Genomic DNA, 18,193 nt, shown 5'->3' on the forward strand with positions numbered 1-18,193 from the left:
CGCTGCCGAACTCTAGGGCTCGTCATACCGATGAGTACGAGGTTTGAGTTATTGCGCTGTTACCAAAGGGCGACGAGACCGGTGTGATGCCCCCTTAGCGGTCGTTACGCGAAGTAACCTTTGGCCTTGGGTCAGTGTGCCGGGGAAGCGCGTCGCGGCCGGATCGGCGGCTGCGGTACCCTGGCGCCATGCGTGCCGTACGCCTTCTGCTTAGCGAGCCGCGCTGATCAGTCCCGACCACCGGTGACCGGCAGGTCGGAATCGGCGCGGCGTCCCCTCCTGTGCGAGGGGATTTTTCATTTCCAGGAAGCCGCAGCAGCAGGCAGAGACGATCGATGGAGCATTGAGGACCATGAGCGAGACGAACCCCGCAGCCGCGGAGGCCGCGCCGCACCGCTACACGGCCGCCCTGGCGGCCGAGATCGAGGCACGCTGGCAGGACTTCTGGGACGCCGACGGCACCTACGCCGCCCCGAACCCATGGGGGTCCCCCCGCTCGAGCGAAGCCGGGAGTGGGGGAGGCGACCTGTCGGGTGATCCGGAGACGGTCGCCAGGCCCAAGAAGTTCATCATGGACATGTTCCCGTACCCCTCCGGTGCGGGACTCCACGTGGGACACCCGCTGGGCTACATCGCCACCGACGTCTTCGCCCGCTTCCAGCGCATGACCGGGCACAACGTCCTGCACACCCTGGGCTTCGACGCCTTCGGCCTGCCCGCAGAGCAGTACGCGGTGCAGACCGGCACGCACCCGCGCGTGTCCACCGAGGCCAACATGGAGAACATGAAGTCCCAGCTGCGCCGGCTGGGCCTGGGCCACGACAAGCGCCGCTCGTTCGCCACGATCGACCCGGACTACTACAAGTGGACCCAGTGGATCTTCCTGCAAATCTTCAACTCCTGGTACGACGACGAGGCCAGGCGGGCCCGCCCGATCTCCGAGCTGGTCGAGCGGTTCGAGTCCGGTGAGCGCGCGCTGCCCGGAGGCCGTTCCTGGGCCGAGCTGACCGAGGCCGAGCGCGCCGACGTCCTGGGCGAGCACCGTCTGGCCTACGCCTCCGACGCGCCGGTCAACTGGTGCCCCGGCCTGGGCACCGTGCTGGCCAACGAGGAGGTCACCGCCGAGGGCCGCTCCGAGCGCGGCAACTTCCCCGTCTTCAAGGCCAAGCTGCGCCAGTGGAACATGCGCATCACGGCTTATGCCGACCGTCTGCTCGACGACCTGGACGCGCTGGACTGGCCCGAGGCCATCAAGCTGCAGCAGCGCAACTGGATCGGCCGCTCCGAGGGCGCCCGCGTCCACTTCCCGATCGACGGCGAGAACATCACCGTCTTCACCACCCGCCCCGACACCCTGTTCGGCGCGACCTACATGGTGCTGGCGCCCGAGCACCCGCTGGTCGAGAAGTTCACGCCGCGGGAGTGGCCCGAGGGCACCCACGGGGTGTGGACCGGCGGGCACGCCACGCCCGCGGAGGCCGTCGCCGCCTACCGCGCGCAGGCCGCCGCCAAGTCCGACGTGGAGCGGCAGGCCGAGGCCAAGGACAAGACCGGCGTCTTCATCGGCGCGTACGCCACCAACCCGGTCAACGGCGAGCGGGTCCCCGTCTTCATCGCCGACTACGTCCTGATGGGCTACGGCACCGGCGCGATCATGGCCGTCCCGGCGGGCGACCAGCGCGACTTCGAGTTCGCGCGCGCCTTCGAGCTGCCGATCCGCTGCATCGTCGAGCCGACCGACGGCCGCGGCACCGACACCGGCACCTGGGAGAACGCCTTCGCCTCGTACGACGCGAGGATCATCGCCTCCTCGAACGACGAGGTCTCCCTGGACGGCCTGGGCGTCGCCGAGGCCAAGACGCGCATCATCGAGTGGCTGGAGCGCACGGGCCACGGCGAGGGCACCGTCAACTTCCGCCTGCGCGACTGGCTGTTCAGCCGTCAGCGCTACTGGGGCGAGCCCTTCCCGATCGTCTACGACGAGGACGGCGTCGCCCACGCCCTGCCCGAGTCGATGCTGCCGCTGGAACTGCCCGAGGTCGAGGACTACAGCCCCCGCACCTTCGACCCGGACGACGCCGACACCCAGCCCGAGACGCCGCTGTCCCGCAACGAGGACTGGGTCAACGTCACCCTGGACCTGGGCGACGGGCCGAAGAAGTACCGCCGCGAGACCAACACCATGCCCAACTGGGCGGGTTCCTGCTGGTACGAGCTGCGCTACCTGGACCCGCACAACGACGAGAAGCTGGTCGACCCGGCGATCGAGCGGTACTGGATGGGCCCGCGCGAGGGCATGCCGCACGGCGGCGTCGACCTGTACGTCGGCGGCGCCGAGCACGCCGTGCTGCACCTGCTGTACGCGCGCTTCTGGTCCAAGGTGCTGTACGACCTGGGGCACGTGTCCTCGGCGGAGCCGTTCCACAAGCTGTTCAACCAGGGCATGATCCAGGCCTACGTCTACCGTGACAGCCGGGGCATCGCCGTGCCGGCCGCCGAGGTGGAGGAGCGCGACGGCGGCTACTGGTACCGGGGCGAGAAGGTCTCCCGGCTGCTGGGCAAGATGGGCAAGTCCCTGAAGAACGCGGTCACCCCGGACGAGATCTGCGCCGAGTACGGGGCCGACACGCTGCGCCTGTACGAGATGGCCATGGGTCCGCTGGACGTGTCCCGGCCGTGGGACACCCGTGCGGTGGTCGGTCAGTTCCGGCTGCTGCAGCGGCTGTGGCGCAACATCGTCGACGAGGCGAGCGGTGACGTCACCGTCGTCGACACCACCACCGCCGACATCGACGAGGAGACCCTGCGCGCCCTGCACAAGGCGATCGACGGCGTGCGCGGCGACCTGGAGGGCATGCGCTTCAACACCGCCATCGCCAAGGTCACCGAGCTGAACAACCACCTGACCAAGCGGGGGGGTGCGCTGCCGCGCCCCGTCGCGGAGTCCCTGGTGCTGCTGGTCGCTCCGCTGGCCCCGCACATCGCCGAGGAGCTGTGGCGCAGGCTGGGGCACACGGACTCGGTGGTGCACCAGGACTTCCCGGTGGCCGACCCGGCGTACGTGGTGGACGAGACCGTCACCTGCGTCGTGCAGATCAAGGGCAAGGTCAAGGCGCGGCTGGAGGTGTCCCCGGGCATCGCCGAGGACGAGCTGGAGAAGGCCGCGCTGGCCGACGAACGGGTCGTCGCGGCGCTGGACGGCGCCGGGATCCGCAAGGTGATCGTCCGGGCGCCGAAGCTGGTGAACATCGTCCCGGCGTGAGGTGAGCGTTCCGGGGTCCGGCCGGTGTGATCCGCCGGACGGGCTTCGGGCTTCAGGACGCCCGGTGGTCCGGGTGGTCCCCTAAGGGCAGGTTCGGGGTTTTCCAGGAACTCCGGACCTGCCCGCTGCGTTTACCGTTGAAGAGCGGCGCGAAGTGCGCCGGGACAGGCCGGAAGGGCCCGGAGGAGGAGCTTCGTGGAGACGGTGTTCGCAGTGGTCGCCCTGCTCTTCGTGCTCTTCGTCGTGCTCGGCGCCTACGCCACGGTGAAGGTCGTCGGCGCCGCCAAGCGCAGCGCGGACCGCCACATCACCCAGGCCCGCCGCACGGTCGAGGACCACACTCTGAGGGCCAAGGCCTTCGCACAGCCCGGTCCGGCCGGCGAGATCGCCCAGCTCCGGCTGGGGCTGCGCACCTCCGTGCGGGCCACCCAGGACGCCCTGGAGGCCGCCGTCGCCGAGGACGAGTCCCTCAAGGAGTCCCTCGGCCTCTTCCAGCGGCTCAGCGCGCACGGCCACGAACTGGACGGCGAACTCAGGCGCCTGGAGTCCGAACCGGACCGCACCACCCTCGCCGCCCGGCTGCCCGAGCTGCGCGAGCGCACCGAGCGCATCACGAGCGCCGCGGACTCCCTGCGCTGGGCGGCCCGCGACCGCGCCCGCCGTTTCGCCTCCGACGACCTGGACTCGCTGAGCGAGCAGATCGACATGGAGGCCGGGGCCCTGCGCCACTGGACCACCACGGAGCAGCACCCGGCACCCCCGCCCTGGCCCGAGGCCCCCGCCGCCGACGCCCCGGCCGCCGGGCGGACCCGGCCGGGCACCCCCGGTCCCGCCCCGGCGAAGGAATCGGAACAGCGGTCCGACCGCCCCGCCATCACCCCGCCGTCGCCGCGTCCCGCCTACCCCTGGCAGAAGAAGGCCCGCCCCGAGAGCACCACGTGAGCACCCCCTGATCCGGCCACCGTCGAACCCGCCCCGCGAGGCCGGGCTGCCGCACGGGCACTACGGCAGGTAACCTCCAGCTCATGTCCCGCCATGTCGCGATCGTCACCGATTCAACGGCCTACCTGCCGGCCCGGACGATGGAGCGGCACCGCATCACGGCGGTCCCCCTGACCGTGGTCCTCGGCGACCGCGCGCTCGAAGAGGGCACCGAGATCTCCACCCGCTCCCTCGCGCAGGCCCTGCAGAAGCGGCGCCCGGTCACGACCTCGCGGCCCGGCCCCGAGGTGTTCGCCGAGACCTACCGCAGGGCCGCCGGGGCCGGTGCGACCGGCATCGTCTCCCTCCACCTCTCCGCCGAGCTCTCCGGCACCTACGACGCGGCGGTCGTCGCCGCCCGCGAGGCGCCCGTGCCGGTACGGGTGGTGGACACCGGCATGATCGCGATGGCGCTCGGGTTCTGCGCGCTGACGGCGGCCAGGACCGCGGAGGCGGGCGGCACGGTGGACGAGGCGGTCACGGCCGCGGAGAAGCGCGCGGCGGACACGTCCGCCTACTTCTACGTCGACACGCTCGACTATCTGCGCCGGGGCGGCCGGATCGGCGCCGCGCAGGCCCTGCTGGGCTCGGCCCTCGCGGTCAAGCCACTGCTGCAGCTGGCGGGCGGCCGCATCGAACCGCTGGAGAAGGTGCGCACGGCGTCGAAGGCGATCGCCCGCCTGGAGGAGATCGCGGCCGAGCGGGCGGGCGGGGCGGAGGTCGACGTCGCCGTCCACCACCTCGCCGCGCAGGAGCGCGCGTCGGCCCTCGCGGACCGGCTGCGGAACCGGCTGCCGGGACTGGCCGACCTGCACGTCAGCGAGGTGGGCGCGGTGATCGGGGCGCACACGGGGCCCGGACTGCTGGGGGTCGTGGTCTCGGCCCGGTGAGGCCGGTGCGCCCTACGGGTGACGGAGTTGTCCACAATCGAGCGGTGATCCACGGAAATCGAGCAAGATCATCGCGGATGTGGTGATGTGCCGGATCCTCCTCGCATGGCACTTCGATCACGTTCACGCACAGCGACGGCGACCAGCGGCCCGGGCCGCCCACCCGCCTCCGACGGCCGCGCCCGCCACCGCCGGCCGGCCGGGCCCCGCGGCCGGACCCCGCACCGGCACCGCCGGGCGGCGGCGGAGGAGCTCCGCCGCCGGGCGGAGTCCCTGTTCGACGACGACCACTTCGCGCACAGCAGGCGACCACCGGCCTGGGCCATGACCGGCACCCGCCGCATCAGGCGGGCCGGCCCCCCGGCGACCGTGGACGGGCCGACGGCCGTGGACCGGCAGGCCGCGCGGGGGCGGGAAGCGGCCGCGGGCCCTCCCACGGCGGGGCCCGGTGGTGGTGCGGGCGCGGTGGACGACGAGGGCTGTGCCGCGGGCCCGCAGGAAGCCGGCGACGGGTCCGTACGGGGATGGCGGCGGGAGAGGGCCGGGCTCGCGCTGCGGGAGCGCCTGCCGTTGTGGGTGCGGGCGCGGTGCGGGATGGAGCGGCGGAGCGTGGCCGCGCTGTCGGTGCTGCTCGTGGTCGCCGTGGGATTCGCCGTCCAGCACTTCTGGGCCGGGCGGACCCAGCCGGTGCGGGCGCCGGAGGTGGTGCGGGCGGCGGCCGTTCCGCACGGGGAGCACGTCAGGGACGCGGCGAAGGGGGAGGCCGCGCCGGGCGGTGCGGTGAAGCCCGGCGGCTCGGCGGGGCCCGTGATCGTGGTCGACGTCAGCGGCAAGGTGCGCGACCCGGGAATCCACCACCTGCCCGCCGGTTCACGCGTCGAGGACGCGCTGCGGGCAGCCGGCGGAGTACGGCCCGGCACCCGGACCGACACCCTGAACCGCGCCCGGTTCCTCGTCGACGGCGAACAGGTGGTCGTAGGCGGCCCGGCACCGGCCGGAACAGCCCCCGGCGGCGCTCCCGGTACGGCGGGGGCCGGCCCCACCGCACCGGTCTCCCTCAACACCGCCACCCCGGACCAGCTCGACACCCTGCCCGGAGTCGGCCCCGTGCTCGCCCAGCACATCGTCGACCACCGCACCCGGCACGGCGGTTTCCGCTCGGTGGACGAACTCCGCGAGGTGAACGGCATCGGCGACCGCCGTTTCGCGGAGCTGCGGAACCTCGTACGGCCATGAGGACGGAGGCGACGGACACGGCGGCACCACCGCCCGCGGAGCCCACCGCCCGGCGGCACGTCCACGCCGCCTCCGGGAAGCGGCTCGGCGCCGCGCACCCGAGACAGGAGGGACCGGCGGACCTGCGCCTGGTCCCGCCCGCCCTGGCCGCCTGGGCCACCGCCGCCCTGCTGCTGCACGCCCCGCCCGGCCGGGCGGCGGGCACGGTGATCGTCGCCCTGCTGACAGCCGGCGCCCTCCTCGCGGCGCGCAGCAGCCCGACCGGCCGGGGACGGGCCACCGCCCACGCCGGCGCCGCCGCGCTGCTCTGCGTCGCCGCGGCCGCCGGATCGGCGGGACTGCACGGCGCGGACCTGCGACGGGGCCCCGTGCCCGCACTGGCGCGGGAGTACGCCCCGGTGACCGCCGAGGTCGAGACCACCTCCGACCCCCGGCTCACCCGGCCCAGGGTCAGCGGCAACCACATGGCCCCGACGTCCGTACTGATCGAGGCGGACGTGCGGCGGGTGGAGCGGGCCGGCGGCGCGGCGGAGACGACCCGCGCGCCCGTACTGCTGATCGTCGACCCGCGCCGGGGCGGCCGAACCGCGCCCGGCCGCCCCGGGGACTCCCCCTGGCTCGCCCTCCTGCCCTCCACCCGCATCCGCGTCGAGGCCCGGCTCGCCCCGGCGTCCGCGGGCGGCGACCGGTTCGCCGCCGTGCTGCGGGTGAAGGGCCGAGGCGGCCCGGAGACCGTCGGCCGGCCGTCGGGTCCCCAGCGGCTGGCGGGACGGCTGCGGGCCGGACTGCGGGAGGCGACCGACGGACTGCCGGCGGACGCGCGGGCGCTGCTGCCCGGCCTGGTCGTGGGCGACACCGCCAGGATCACCCCCGAACTGGACGAGGCGTTCAGGGAGACCGACCTCACCCACACGCTCGCCGTCTCCGGCGCCAACTTCACCATCCTCCTCGCCCTGCTCCTCGGCCCGCCCGGCCTGGCGCAGCAGGCCGAGCGACGCGGACTCGCGCCCCGCCTCGGCATCCCCCTGCGGGCCACCGCACTCCTCGGCGCGGCGCTCTCCCTCGGGTTCGTCGTCGTGTGCCGGCCCGATCCCAGCGTGCTGCGGGCCGCCGCCTGCGGATCCGTCGCCCTGCTCGCGCTCGCCACCGGCCGCCGCAGATCACTGGTCCCGGCGCTGGCGACGGCCGTCCTGCTCCTGGTGCTCTACGACCCGTGGCTGGCCCGCAGTTACGGCTTCCTGCTCTCCGTGCTGGCCACCGGCGCGCTGCTCACGCTCGCGCCGCGCTGGAGCGCGGGACTGCGGCGGCGCGGGGTGCCGCCCCGGCTCGCGGAGGCGCTGGCCGCCGCGGGCGCCGCGCAGGCGGTGTGCGCGCCGGTGGTCGCCGTGCTGGCGGCGCGGGTGAGCCTGGTGGCGATCCCGTGCAACCTGCTCGCGGAGTTCGCACTCGCGCCGGCCACGGTGCTGGGCTTCCTGGCCCTGGCGACGGCGCCGGTGGCGATGCCGGCGGCGGAGGCACTGGCCTGGTGCGCGAGCTGGCCGGCCCGGTGGCTCGCGGGGGTCGCCAGGACCGGGGCGGCGCTGCCCGGCGCGGGAGTGGACTGGCCCGGCGGCTGGGCCGGCGCGGCGGCACTGGGCGCCGTCACCCTCACCGTCCTGTTCGTGGGGCGGCGGCTGCTGGGACACCCCTGGTGGTGCGCCGCCTGCGCGCTGCTGCTGGTGCTCCTGGTGGTGCAGCCGGCGCCGCTGACCCGGGTGGTCACGGGCTGGCCGCCGCCGGGCTGGCGCATGGTGATGTGCGACGTGGGCCAGGGCGACGCGCTGGTGCTGGCGGCGGGCGAGGGCGCCGGCGTGGTCGTGGACGCCGGCCCCGACCCGGCCCTCGTCGACCACTGCCTGCGCTCCCTCGGCATCAGCAGGGTCCCGCTCGTCGTCCTGACCCACTTCCACGCCGACCACGTGGCGGGCCTGCCCGGCGTACTGCGCGGACGCGCGGTGGGCGCCGTCGAGACGACGTCCTTCGAGGAACCCGCCGACCAGGCCGCGTTCGTCCGGAGACTCGCCGCCGCCCGGCACATCCCGGTGACGCACGCCGCAGCCGGTGAGGCGCGGCGCACGGGGCAGCTGTCCTGGGAGGTGGTCTGGCCGCCCCCGAGCACCCCGCCGGCCGCGGGCTCCCCGTCCTCGGGCCCGGTGCCGGAGGGCCCGAACGACGCCAGCGTGGCCATGCTGGTCCGCACGGGCGGCCTGCGCCTGCTGCTCCTGGGCGACCTGGAACCCCCGGCCCAGCGGGCCCTGGCGCGATCCCCCGCCGCCCGGCGGCTGGCCGGCGTGGACGTCCTCAAGGTCGCCCACCACGGCTCCGCGTACCAGGACCCGGACCTCGTACGCCGCGCGGCCCCGCGGCTGGCGCTGATCAGCACGGGGGAGGACAACACCTACGGGCACCCGGCACCGGGCACGGTCGCCGCCCTGCGCGCCGGGGGAGCGACGGTACTGCGCACGGACCGGGACGGGGCGCTGGCGGTGACCGGAGGGGAGGACGGGGGCGGGGAACTGCGGGTGTCGCGACACTGAGAGGTGGTGGAACGGAGGGCAACGAGCCCGGGGCGGCGCCACACTGGGGGACATGACTGACCGCATGAACCCCGCGGCGATCGACGCCTACCTGCGCCGCCTGGGCGTCGAACAGCCCGCCTGGCCCACCGTGGACGCGCTGCGCGAGCTGCACCTGCGGCACCTGCGGGCCGTGCCGTTCGAGAACCTCTCCGTCCACCTCGGCGAGGAGATCGTGCTGGACGAGAAGCGGCTGCTGGACAAGGTGGTGGAGGCGCGGCGGGGCGGGTTCTGCTACGAACTCAACGGCCTCTTCGGGGCGTTGCTCGCCGCCCTCGGCTACGACGTCCAGCTGCTCGCGGCGCGGGTGTACGGCGACGGCGGCCGGCTCGGCATCCCGTACGACCATCTGGCGCTGCGGGTACGGACGGTGGACGGCGGCGACTGGCTGGCCGACGTCGGCTTCGGCGCGCACTGCCACCTGCCGCTCGCCTTCGGGGAGCGCGGGGAGCAGGAGGACCCCGGGGGCACGTTCCGGATCACCGAGGCGGGCGCCGACGCGGCCGGGGTGCGCGGCGGGCACGACCGGGTGGAGGCGGCGGACCTGGACGTGAGCCGGAACGGGCGGCCGGTGTACCGGCTGGAGGTCCGGCCGAGGGTGCTCGGCGACTTCACGGCCGGGGCGTGGTGGCACAGCACCTCGCCGGCCTCCCACTTCACGCGGTCGCCGGTGTGCTCGCGGGTCACCGGGGACGGGGGCAGGATCACGCTGAGCGGCCGGCGGTTCACGGTCACCGCGCCGGACGGGACGCGCCGGGAGCACGAGGCGGGAACGGACGAGGAGGTGCTCGCGCTCTACCGGGACCGGTTCGGGATCGCGCTGGACACGGTGCCGGCGGTGCGCGGCACCGGGGAGAGCCGCTGACCCCGGTACCGGGAGAGCCGCTGACCCCGGTACCGGACAATGGCCCGTGTGAGTGATGTGCGACATGTGCTGGTGCTGCCCGACCGTGATGCCGCGGAGGAGGTGGCCGAGGCCCTCGGGGAGCGGTTCGGCGTGGACGAGGAGCCCCGGCTGGTGCGGGACGCGCTCGCCGGTGAGGACGACGCGGAGGACGCGCAGTGGCTCGTCGTGCTGCGGGACGAACCGGGCCGGCTGGACCCCGCGGAGCTGAACGAGTTCGTGGCCGGGTGGGACGGCTGGCGGGAGGAGCCGTAGGGGGATCGCGGCCGGCGCGGCGTTGTCGGTGGCGCGTGGGATGCTTGTCGCGATGGCCAGGAAGACCGCATCCGACGACCCTCTCGCCCCGGTGACGCTCGCCGTGGGCCAGGAGGACCTGCTGCTCGACCGTGCCGTGCGGGAGGTGGTGGCCGCCGCGAGGGCCGCCGACGCCGACACGGACGTGCGCGACCTGACACCGGACCGGCTCCAGCCCGGCACCCTCGCCGAGCTGACCAGCCCGTCGCTCTTCGCGGAGCGCAAGGTCGTCGTCGTGCGCGACGCGCAGGACCTCTCCGCCGACACCGTCAAGGACGTGAAGGCGTATCTCGGCGCGCCCGCCGAGGAGATCACACTGGTCCTGCTGCACGCGGGCGGTGCCAAGGGCAAGGGGCTGCTCGACGCGGCGCGCAAGGCGGGGGCGCGCGAGGTGGCGTGCCCGAAGATGACGAAGCCGGCGGACCGGCTGGCCTTCGTGCGGGGCGAGTTCCGGACCACCGGCCGGTCGGCCACGCCGGAGGCGTGCCAGGCGCTGGTCGACGCCATCGGCAGCGATCTGCGGGAGCTGGCCTCGGCGGTGTCCCAGCTGGTCGCGGACGTCGAGGGCACGATCGACGAGGCGGTCGTCGGCCGGTACTACACCGGGCGGGCCGAGGCGTCGAGCTTCACGGTCGCCGACCGCGCGGTCGAGGGACGGGCGGCGGAGGCCCTGGAGGCCCTGCGCTGGTCGCTGTCGACCGGAGTGGCCCCGGTCCTGATCACCAGCGCGCTGGCCCAGGGCGTACGGGCGATCGGCAAGCTGTCGTCGGCGCGCGGCGGCAGACCCGCCGATCTCGCCCGCGAGCTGGGGATGCCGCCCTGGAAGATCGACCGGGTCCGGCAGCAGATGCGCGGCTGGACCCCGGACGGCGTGGCCGTCGCGCTGCGTGCGGTCGCCGAGGCGGACGCGGGCGTGAAGGGCGGCGGGGACGACCCGGAGTACGCCCTGGAGAAGGCGGTCGTCACCATCGCCCGCGCGGCGCGGTCGAGGGGACGGGCGTAGCGGAGCGGGAAAGCCGGAAGGCCCCGCCCCACCCGGGGAAGGGTGGGGGCGGGGCCTTCGGCTGAAGCGTGTGAGCCCGTACCCGCGTGGCGAACGCAGGCCGCGTACGGGCTCGGGGTGCCGGCCGGGGGCGGATGAGAGAGGGCCCGCCCTGAGTCCCGCCGACGGTCAGATCAAAGGGTGGTTCAGCCCTTGACGGCCGCGACCTTCTGAGCCAGCGCCGACTTCTTGTTGGCGGCCTGGTTCTTGTGGATGACGCCCTTGGAGACGGCCTTGTCGAGCTGGCGCGCGGCGGCGCGCTGGTACTCGGTGGCCTTCTCGACGTCACCCGCGGCGGCGGCCTCACGGGCCTTGCGGATCGCGGTCTTCAGAGAGGACTTGACGGCCTTGTTGCGCAGCCGGGCCTTCTCGTTGGTCTTGTTCCGCTTGATCTGGGACTTGATGTTCGCCACGAATGAGCCTCTACAGGTTCTGGCACGGGCCGCTCGGGTCCCGTGCCGGTGATTTCTTGGGGTGTGCCTCGCGCTGAGAGGGCATGAGACACAGCCCCCCACACTACCAGCGGCCCATTCGCTGGCCCAAACCCGTCTCCGGTCGCCGCCCGTGGGACCATGGAGGCTACGTATCGATCCGACCCGAGACCGCAGACGCACAAGCACACGTATGCGGACGCCTCAAGAATCAGGACCCTGCGTGCCCGCGATCCCCAGCCATGTGCCCGAGCCGAGCCGTACCGACCCCGCGCTGATCCGCAATTTCTGCATCATCGCGCACATCGACCACGGCAAGTCCACGCTCGCCGACCGGATGCTCCAGCTGACCGGAGTGGTCGAGCAGCGGCAGATGCGCGCTCAGTACCTCGACCGCATGGACATCGAGCGTGAGCGCGGCATCACGATCAAGTCCCAGGCGGTGCGGTTGCCGTGGGCGCCCACCCACGACCAGGGCAACACGCACATCCTCAACATGATCGACACGCCGGGGCACGTCGACTTCACGTACGAGGTCTCCCGCTCGCTCGCCGCCTGCGAGGGCACGATCCTGCTGGTCGACGCCGCCCAGGGCATCGAGGCCCAGACCCTCGCCAACCTCTACCTGGCGATGGAGAACGACCTCACGATCATCCCGGTGCTCAACAAGATCGACCTGCCGGCCGCGCAGCCGGAGAAGTTCGCCGAGGAACTGGCGAACCTGGTCGGCTGCGACCCCGACGACGTGCTCAAGGTGTCCGCGAAGACCGGTCTGGGCGTCGAGGCGCTGCTGGACAAGGTGGTCGCCGAGATCCCGGCCCCGGTCGGCGTCAAGGACGCCCCCGCCCGCGCGATGATCTTCGACTCGGTCTACGACTCCTACCGCGGTGTCGTGACGTACGTCCGTGTCATCGACGGCCAGCTCAACAAGCGCGAGCGGATCCGGATGATGTCCACCGGCGCCACCCACGAGCTGCTGGAGATCGGCACCAACTCGCCGGAGATGCTGCCCGCCGACGGGCTCGGCGTCGGCGAGGTGGGCTACCTGATCACCGGTGTGAAGGACGTCCGCCAGTCCAAGGTCGGTGACACCGTCACCAGCCAGCACAAGGGCGCCGAGGAGGCGCTCGGCGGCTACAAGGACCCCAAGCCGATGGTGTTCTCGGGCCTCTACCCCCTGGACGGCTCCGACTACCCGGAGCTGCGCGAGGCCCTGGACAAGCTCCAGCTCAACGACGCCGCCCTGGTGTACGAGCCGGAGACCTCCGCCGCCCTCGGCTTCGGCTTCCGCGTCGGCTTCCTCGGCCTGCTGCACCTCGACGTGATCCGCGAGCGGCTGGAGCGGGAGTTCGGGCTCGACCTGATCGCGACCGCGCCGAACGTGGTCTACCGCGTGGTGATGGAGGACGGCAGCGAGCACACCGTCACCAACCCGAGCGAGTTCCCCGAGGGGAAGATCGGCGAGGTGTACGAGCCGGTCGTGCGCGCCACCATCCTGGCGCCCAGCGAGTTCATCGGCTCGATCATGGAGCTGTGCCAGACCCGGCGCGGTGTCCTGCTCGGCATGGACTACCTCTCCGAGGACCGGGTGGAGATCCGCTACACCCTCCCGCTCGCCGAGATCGTCTTCGACTTCTTCGACCAGCTGAAGTCCAAGACCCGCGGCTACGCCTCCCTCGACTACGAGCCCACCGGCGAGCAGACCTCCAGCCTGGTGAAGGTCGACATCCTGCTGCACGGCGACAAGGTCGACGCGTTCTCCGCGATCACCCACAAGGACCAGGCGTACGCGTACGGCGTACGGCTCGTCGCCAAGCTCAAGGAGCTCATCCCGCGGCAGGCCTTCGAGGTGCCGGTGCAGGCCGCCATCGGCTCCCGGGTCATCGCCCGCGAGACCATCCGCGCCATCCGCAAGGACGTCCTCGCCAAGTGCTACGGCGGTGACATCTCCCGCAAGCGGAAGCTGCTGGAGAAGCAGAAGGAGGGCAAGAAGCGGATGAAGATGGTGGGTTCCGTGGAGGTCCCGCAGGAGGCCTTCATCGCCGTCCTCTCCAGCGACGACAGCGCGGGATCGGGCAAGGGCAAGAAGTAACCGGGGGAGCACCCCGGGGTTACCGCGGGTCACTCTGCAAATCGGGCGGAACGGGGGCCCGTCGCGCGAAAGCGCGGCGGGCCCCGCGCGTTCACCGGGTAGCCGTCTGTACGAAGTGACAGGCCGCAGGCCCTTACGCCATCGCCGGTCGGCCTCTACTCTGATCTCTGCTCGATAGTTACTCGCCAGTTAAACAACGGCGCGAGGAAACCCCAGCCGCAACTGAGCCGGCCGCACCGTCGCGGGCCCCGGAGGATGTCGTGAGCGACACACAGACACTGATCGAGAACCGTCCGCCGAGCGTGGCGACCCTCTTCCTGGAGCGTGTGGCGGCCACACCGGACGCCGAGGCCTACCGCTACCCGGTCCCGGCGGCCTCCGGCGAGGGCCCGGACCACTGGAAGTCCCTCACCTGGGCGGGCACCGCCGAGCGGGTCCACGCCATCGCGGCCGGCCTGATCGAGCTGGGCGTACAGCCGGAGGAGCGGGTCGCGCTGGCCTCCTCGACCCGGGTCGAGTGGATCCTCGCCGACCTCGGCATCCTCTGCGCCGGCGCCGCCACCACCACGGTCTACCCGCAGACCAACGCCGACGAGTCCGCCTACATCCTCTCCGACTCCCAGAGCCGGGTGCTCATCGCGGAGGACGCCGAGCAGGCGGCCAAGGCGGTCGGGAAGCGCGCCGAACTGCCCGAGCTCACCCACGTCGTGGTCGTCGACACGGCCGGCGTCGAGACCGACGACTTCGTGATCACCCTCACCGAACTGGAGAAGCGCGGCGCCGCCCGGCTCCGGAAGGAACCGGAGCTGATCAAGGAGCGGGTCGCCGCGATCACCAGGGACCAGCTCGCCACCCTGATCTACACCTCCGGCACCACCGGCCGCCCCAAGGGCGTCCGCCTGCCGCACGACTGCTGGTCGTACATGGCGAAGGCGATCGCCGCGACCGGGCTGGTCAGCGCCGGGGACGTGCAGTATTTGTGGCTGCCGCTCGCGCACGTCTTCGGCAAGGTGCTCACCTCCGGGCAGATCGAGGTCGGTCACGTCACCGCCGTCGACGGCCGCGTCGACAAGATCATCGAAAACCTTCCGGTGGTCCGGCCGACCTACATGGCGGCCGTGCCCCGCATCTTCGAGAAGGTCTACAACGGCGTCGCCGCCAAGGCGAAGGCCGGCGGCGCCGCCAAGTACAGGATCTTCCAGTGGGCGGCGGGGGTCGCCCGCGAGTACGCCAAGGTCACCCAGGACAACTTCCGCCGCACCGGCACCGCGAGCGCCCCCTTCGGCCTCTCGGCGAAGCACGCCGTCGCCGACAGGCTCGTCTACGCCAAGATCCGCGAGGCCTTCGGGGGTAACCTCCGCGCCTGCGTCTCCGGCTCCGCGGCCCTCGCGCCCGAGATCGGCTACTTCTTCTCCGGCGCCGGCATCCACATCCTGGAGGGCTACGGCCTCACCGAGTCCTCCGCCGCCTCCTTCGTCAACCCGGGCGAGGCCTACCGCACCGGCACCGTCGGCAAGCCGCTGCCCGGCACCGAGGTGCGCATCGCCGACGACGGCGAGATCCTGCTGCGCGGCCCCGGCATCATGCAGGGCTACCACAACCTGCCCGAGAAGACCGCCGAGGTCCTGGAGGAGGACGGCTGGTTCCACACCGGCGACATCGGCGAACTCTCGCCCGACGGCTACCTCCGCATCACCGACCGCAAGAAGGACCTGATCAAGACGTCCGGCGGCAAGTACATCGCCCCCGCCGAGGTCGAGGGCCAGTTCAAGGCGGTCTGCCCCTACGTCTCCAACATCCTGGTGCACGGCGCCGACCGGAACTACTGCACCGCCCTCATCGCCCTCGACGAGGCCGCCCTCACGGCCTGGGCGGCCGAGAACGGCATGGCGGGCAAGCCGTACGCGGACGTCGTCGCCGCGCCCGCCACGGTCGAGATGGTCGACGGCTACGTCAGGCAGCTCAACGAGGGACTCCAGCGCTGGCAGACCATCAAGAAGTTCCGCCTCCTGCCGCGCGACCTCGACGTCGAGCACGGCGAGATCACCCCGAGCCTGAAGCTGAAGCGCCCGGTGGTGGAGCGCGAGTACAAGCACCTCATCGAGGAGATGTACGAGGGCACGCGCGAGGCGTGACCACCACGGTGTGACCGCGGGGGCGGGTTCCCGGGCCGGTGCGGCCCGGGAACCCGCCCTTCTTTTCACGATGACCGGAACAAAACGGCTTTCTGTTCGTTCCTGACCACCCATGGAGCACTGTTCTCACCCCTGGCGGTTCACTTCGGTGACTCGGTGCTTATGACCGGGTCCGGTCTGTCACCCTGTCGGCAGCGATCGAGTTCTCTTCGTACGAACTGCCCGGGGAGCCGCCCATGAGGGCCATTCCGACCCAACGGGAGACCGCCTCGTGCGCCCCCGGCGCGCGGGAGCGCACGTGGGTGGACGCGACCCTGCCCGGGAGCCCCCTCGCGCCGGGCGCCGCACGCGCCGTCCTGCGCAAGGCGCTCACCGAGTGGGCGGAGCTCGCCCTGCCCGGCGCCGAACACCTCACCGGCCGCGTCGGCGACGACGCCACGCTGATCGCCAGCGAACTCGTCACCAACGCCGTCGTGCACGCCGGCACCGAGGTGCGCGTGGCGTGCAGACTGGAGGAGGAGACCGGCGCGCTCGTCGTCGAGGTCGCCGACCGGCACCCCTCCCGCGCGCCGCGCGGCAACGAGCCGGAGGGGTCGCCGTACGACACCCCCGAGTACGGGCGCGGCCTGCGCCTCGTCGCCACGCTCTCCGAGGCCTGGGGGATCACCTACCGTCCGGGCACCAAGACGGTGTGGGCGCGGCTGGCCGCCGGGGGATGCGCGGCGGGCGACCAGGCCGAGGCGTACGCGGAGGAGCGCACGCTGGCGCGCGATCTGCGGGTGGCGGAGATCCTCGCGCCGGAGCCGCCCCGGGCGGAGCAGGGCGTCCCCGATCCGCTGGACGCACTCGACCCGCCGGCCCCCCGGCGCCCGCCCGGCCACCGGGAGGCACCCGGTCCCACCCGTGACACCTCGCGCGGCGGCTCGTACGGCGACGACTGGCTGGCCCGCCGGCACGGGCGGGACGGGACCTGGCTGGGGCGCGGCGCGCTGTCCTTCCTCGCCGAGGCCTCCGACCTGCTCGCCGGGCAGCTCGACGAGGACCTGGTCACCTCGCTCACCGGGCAGCTGATCGTGCCGCGGCTGGCCGACTGGTGCGCGGTCTGGCTGGAGGACGAGGCCACCGGCCACGGCGGCGGCTGGAGCGAGGAGAACCGGGCCGGCGGTCCCCGCCTCGCCCGGGTCTGGCACGCCGGTGAGGACCGCATCGAGGAACTGAGCCGGGCCCTGGAGCAGAACCCGCCCCGCCCCGGCGACCCGTTGTGCCCGGGGCCCGCCCCCTACCGGTGGCCGGCCGGGGCGCCCGGCGTCCCGGCCGACGGCGCCCGCGGCACCGCCCTCGCCTACCGCCTCGTCGCGGGCGGCCGGCCGCTCGGGACGCTGGTGATCGGACGGGGCGGGATCGACCGATTCCCCGACGAGGTCACCGGCCTCGTGGAGGACCTCGGCCGCCGGGTCGCGCTCGCCATCGGGGCCGCCCGGCAGTACTCCCGCCAGGCCACCATCAGCGCCGTGCTGCAGCGCGGGCTGCTGCCCGGCGCCGTCGCCGAGATCCCCGGCGTGCGCAGCGCCCTCGTCTACGAGCCCTGCGACAAGGGCGGACCGAGCGGTGACTTCTACGACCTCTTCCCGGCCGGCCGGGGCCGCTGGTGCTTCGCCGTCGGCGACGTCCAGGGCAAGGGGCCGGAGGCCGCCGTCGTCATCGGCCTGGTCCGGCCCTGGCTGCGGCTGCTCGCCCGCGAGGGCTACCACGTCGCCGACGTCCTGGACCGCCTCAACCAGCTCCTCCTCGACGACGCCACCGAGGCCGCCGACGCCGCCGCCCGCGCGCTGGTGGCCGCCGGTGCCCGCCCCACCGCCCCCGGCGACGGTCCCCAGACCCGCTTCCTCTCCCTCCTCTACGGCGAACTCGTCCCCTTCGACGGCGGCGTCCGCTGCACCCTCGCCTCCGCCGGACACCCGCTGCCCCTGCTGCTCGCCCCCGACGGCTCGGTCCGTGCCGTCGCCCAGCCGCAGACCCTGCTCGGCGTCGTCGAGGACGCCACCTACACCAGCGAGACCTTCGAGATGTACTCCGGCGACACCCTGCTCTGCGTCACCGACGGGGTCACCGAGCGGCGCTCGGGCTCCCGCCAGTTCGACGACGGGGACGGGCTCGCCACGGCCCTGTCGGGGTGCGCGGGGATGGACGCGGAGCCGATAGCGGAGCGGATCACGCAGCTCGTGCACGCGTTCGGGGCCCGGCCGCCCGCGGACGATCTCGCCCTGCTGGTTCTCCAGGCGGAGTGACCCGGCCGGTGCGGGACAATGGA

General features: G+C 73.2%; 12 protein-coding genes. 11 read left to right on the forward strand and 1 reads right to left on the reverse strand.

The features are described 5' to 3' along the window. Window positions 1-352 precede the first annotated feature (352 nt). From leuS to holA, 8 genes are all read left to right on the forward strand, one after another. On the forward strand, window positions 353-3,262 hold the full coding sequence (gene leuS / locus ACFY3N_RS05975) for a leucine--tRNA ligase (protein WP_390815402.1): 2,910 nt from the start codon (window positions 353-355) through the stop codon (window positions 3,260-3,262). Window positions 3,263-3,457: 195 nt separating this feature from the next. After that, window positions 3,458-4,204 carry a hypothetical protein gene (locus ACFY3N_RS05980; RefSeq protein ID WP_390815403.1) on the forward strand — a complete coding sequence of 249 codons (747 nt, stop codon included), beginning with the start codon at window positions 3,458-3,460 and terminating at the stop codon, window positions 4,202-4,204. 83 nt (window positions 4,205-4,287) lie between these two features. Then, entirely contained in the window at window positions 4,288-5,133 is an 846-nt protein-coding gene (locus ACFY3N_RS05985) for a DegV family protein (protein WP_390815405.1), read from the forward strand. Window positions 5,134-5,238: 105 nt separating this feature from the next. After that, complete coding sequence (locus ACFY3N_RS05990) at window positions 5,239-6,369, forward strand: helix-hairpin-helix domain-containing protein (protein WP_390815407.1); 1,131 nt, start codon at window positions 5,239-5,241, stop codon at window positions 6,367-6,369. Then, a complete protein-coding gene (locus ACFY3N_RS05995) occupies window positions 6,366-8,945 on the forward strand; it encodes a ComEC/Rec2 family competence protein (RefSeq protein ID WP_390815408.1) in 2,580 nt (859 codons plus the stop codon). Before ACFY3N_RS05990 ends, ACFY3N_RS05995 begins: the two co-directional genes overlap by 4 nt. Window positions 8,946-9,009: 64 nt before the next feature. Next, complete coding sequence (locus tag ACFY3N_RS06000) at window positions 9,010-9,849, forward strand: arylamine N-acetyltransferase (protein ID WP_390815566.1); 840 nt, start codon at window positions 9,010-9,012, stop codon at window positions 9,847-9,849. A gap of 39 nt (window positions 9,850-9,888) precedes the next feature. After that, window positions 9,889-10,143, forward strand: a complete 255-nt coding sequence (locus tag ACFY3N_RS06005; RefSeq protein WP_390815409.1) for a hypothetical protein — start codon at window positions 9,889-9,891, stop codon at window positions 10,141-10,143. Window positions 10,144-10,195: 52 nt separating this feature from the next. Then, window positions 10,196-11,185, forward strand: coding sequence for a DNA polymerase III subunit delta (gene holA, locus ACFY3N_RS06010; protein WP_390815410.1), 990 nt, complete (start codon window positions 10,196-10,198; stop codon window positions 11,183-11,185). 185 nt (window positions 11,186-11,370) lie between these two features. On the opposite strand, the gene rpsT is transcribed toward holA, so the two are convergent. After that, on the reverse strand, window positions 11,371-11,637 hold the full coding sequence (rpsT, locus tag ACFY3N_RS06015; RefSeq protein ID WP_030858234.1) for a 30S ribosomal protein S20: 267 nt from the start codon (window positions 11,635-11,637) through the stop codon (window positions 11,371-11,373). Between the two features lie 241 nt (window positions 11,638-11,878). Between rpsT and lepA the strand changes: the two genes are divergently transcribed. From lepA to ACFY3N_RS06030, 3 genes are all read left to right on the forward strand, one after another. Then, a complete protein-coding gene (gene lepA / locus ACFY3N_RS06020; RefSeq protein ID WP_159532631.1) occupies window positions 11,879-13,747 on the forward strand; it encodes a translation elongation factor 4 in 1,869 nt (622 codons plus the stop codon). A gap of 260 nt (window positions 13,748-14,007) precedes the next feature. Then, window positions 14,008-15,882 carry an AMP-dependent synthetase/ligase gene (locus ACFY3N_RS06025; RefSeq protein ID WP_390815411.1) on the forward strand — a complete coding sequence of 625 codons (1,875 nt, stop codon included), beginning with the start codon at window positions 14,008-14,010 and terminating at the stop codon, window positions 15,880-15,882. Between the two features lie 236 nt (window positions 15,883-16,118). Continuing rightward, window positions 16,119-18,170, forward strand: coding sequence for a SpoIIE family protein phosphatase (locus tag ACFY3N_RS06030; protein ID WP_390815412.1), 2,052 nt, complete (start codon window positions 16,119-16,121; stop codon window positions 18,168-18,170). Window positions 18,171-18,193: the final 23 nt, after the last annotated feature.

This window comes from Streptomyces sp. NPDC000348 (assembly GCF_042898795.1).
In the GTDB taxonomy this organism is placed as follows: Bacteria; Actinomycetota; Actinomycetes; order Streptomycetales; family Streptomycetaceae; genus Streptomyces.

Bases quoted from the DNA above. Each gene is read 5' to 3' on its own strand.
- ACFY3N_RS06005 (WP_390815409.1), top strand. From the start codon at position 9,889: ATGGCCCGTGTGAGTGATGTGCGACATGTGCTGGTGCTGCCCGACCGT.
- ACFY3N_RS05985 (WP_390815405.1), top strand. From the start codon at position 4,288: ATGTCCCGCCATGTCGCGATCGTCACCGATTCAACGGCCTACCTGCCG.
- leuS (WP_390815402.1), top strand. From the start codon at position 353: ATGAGCGAGACGAACCCCGCAGCCGCGGAGGCCGCGCCGCACCGCTAC.
- ACFY3N_RS05990 (WP_390815407.1), top strand. From the start codon at position 5,239: ATGGCACTTCGATCACGTTCACGCACAGCGACGGCGACCAGCGGCCCG.
- ACFY3N_RS06030 (WP_390815412.1), top strand. From the start codon at position 16,119: ATGAGGGCCATTCCGACCCAACGGGAGACCGCCTCGTGCGCCCCCGGC.
- holA (WP_390815410.1), top strand. From the start codon at position 10,196: ATGGCCAGGAAGACCGCATCCGACGACCCTCTCGCCCCGGTGACGCTC.
- ACFY3N_RS06000 (WP_390815566.1), top strand. From the start codon at position 9,010: ATGAACCCCGCGGCGATCGACGCCTACCTGCGCCGCCTGGGCGTCGAA.
- ACFY3N_RS05995 (WP_390815408.1), top strand. From the start codon at position 6,366: ATGAGGACGGAGGCGACGGACACGGCGGCACCACCGCCCGCGGAGCCC.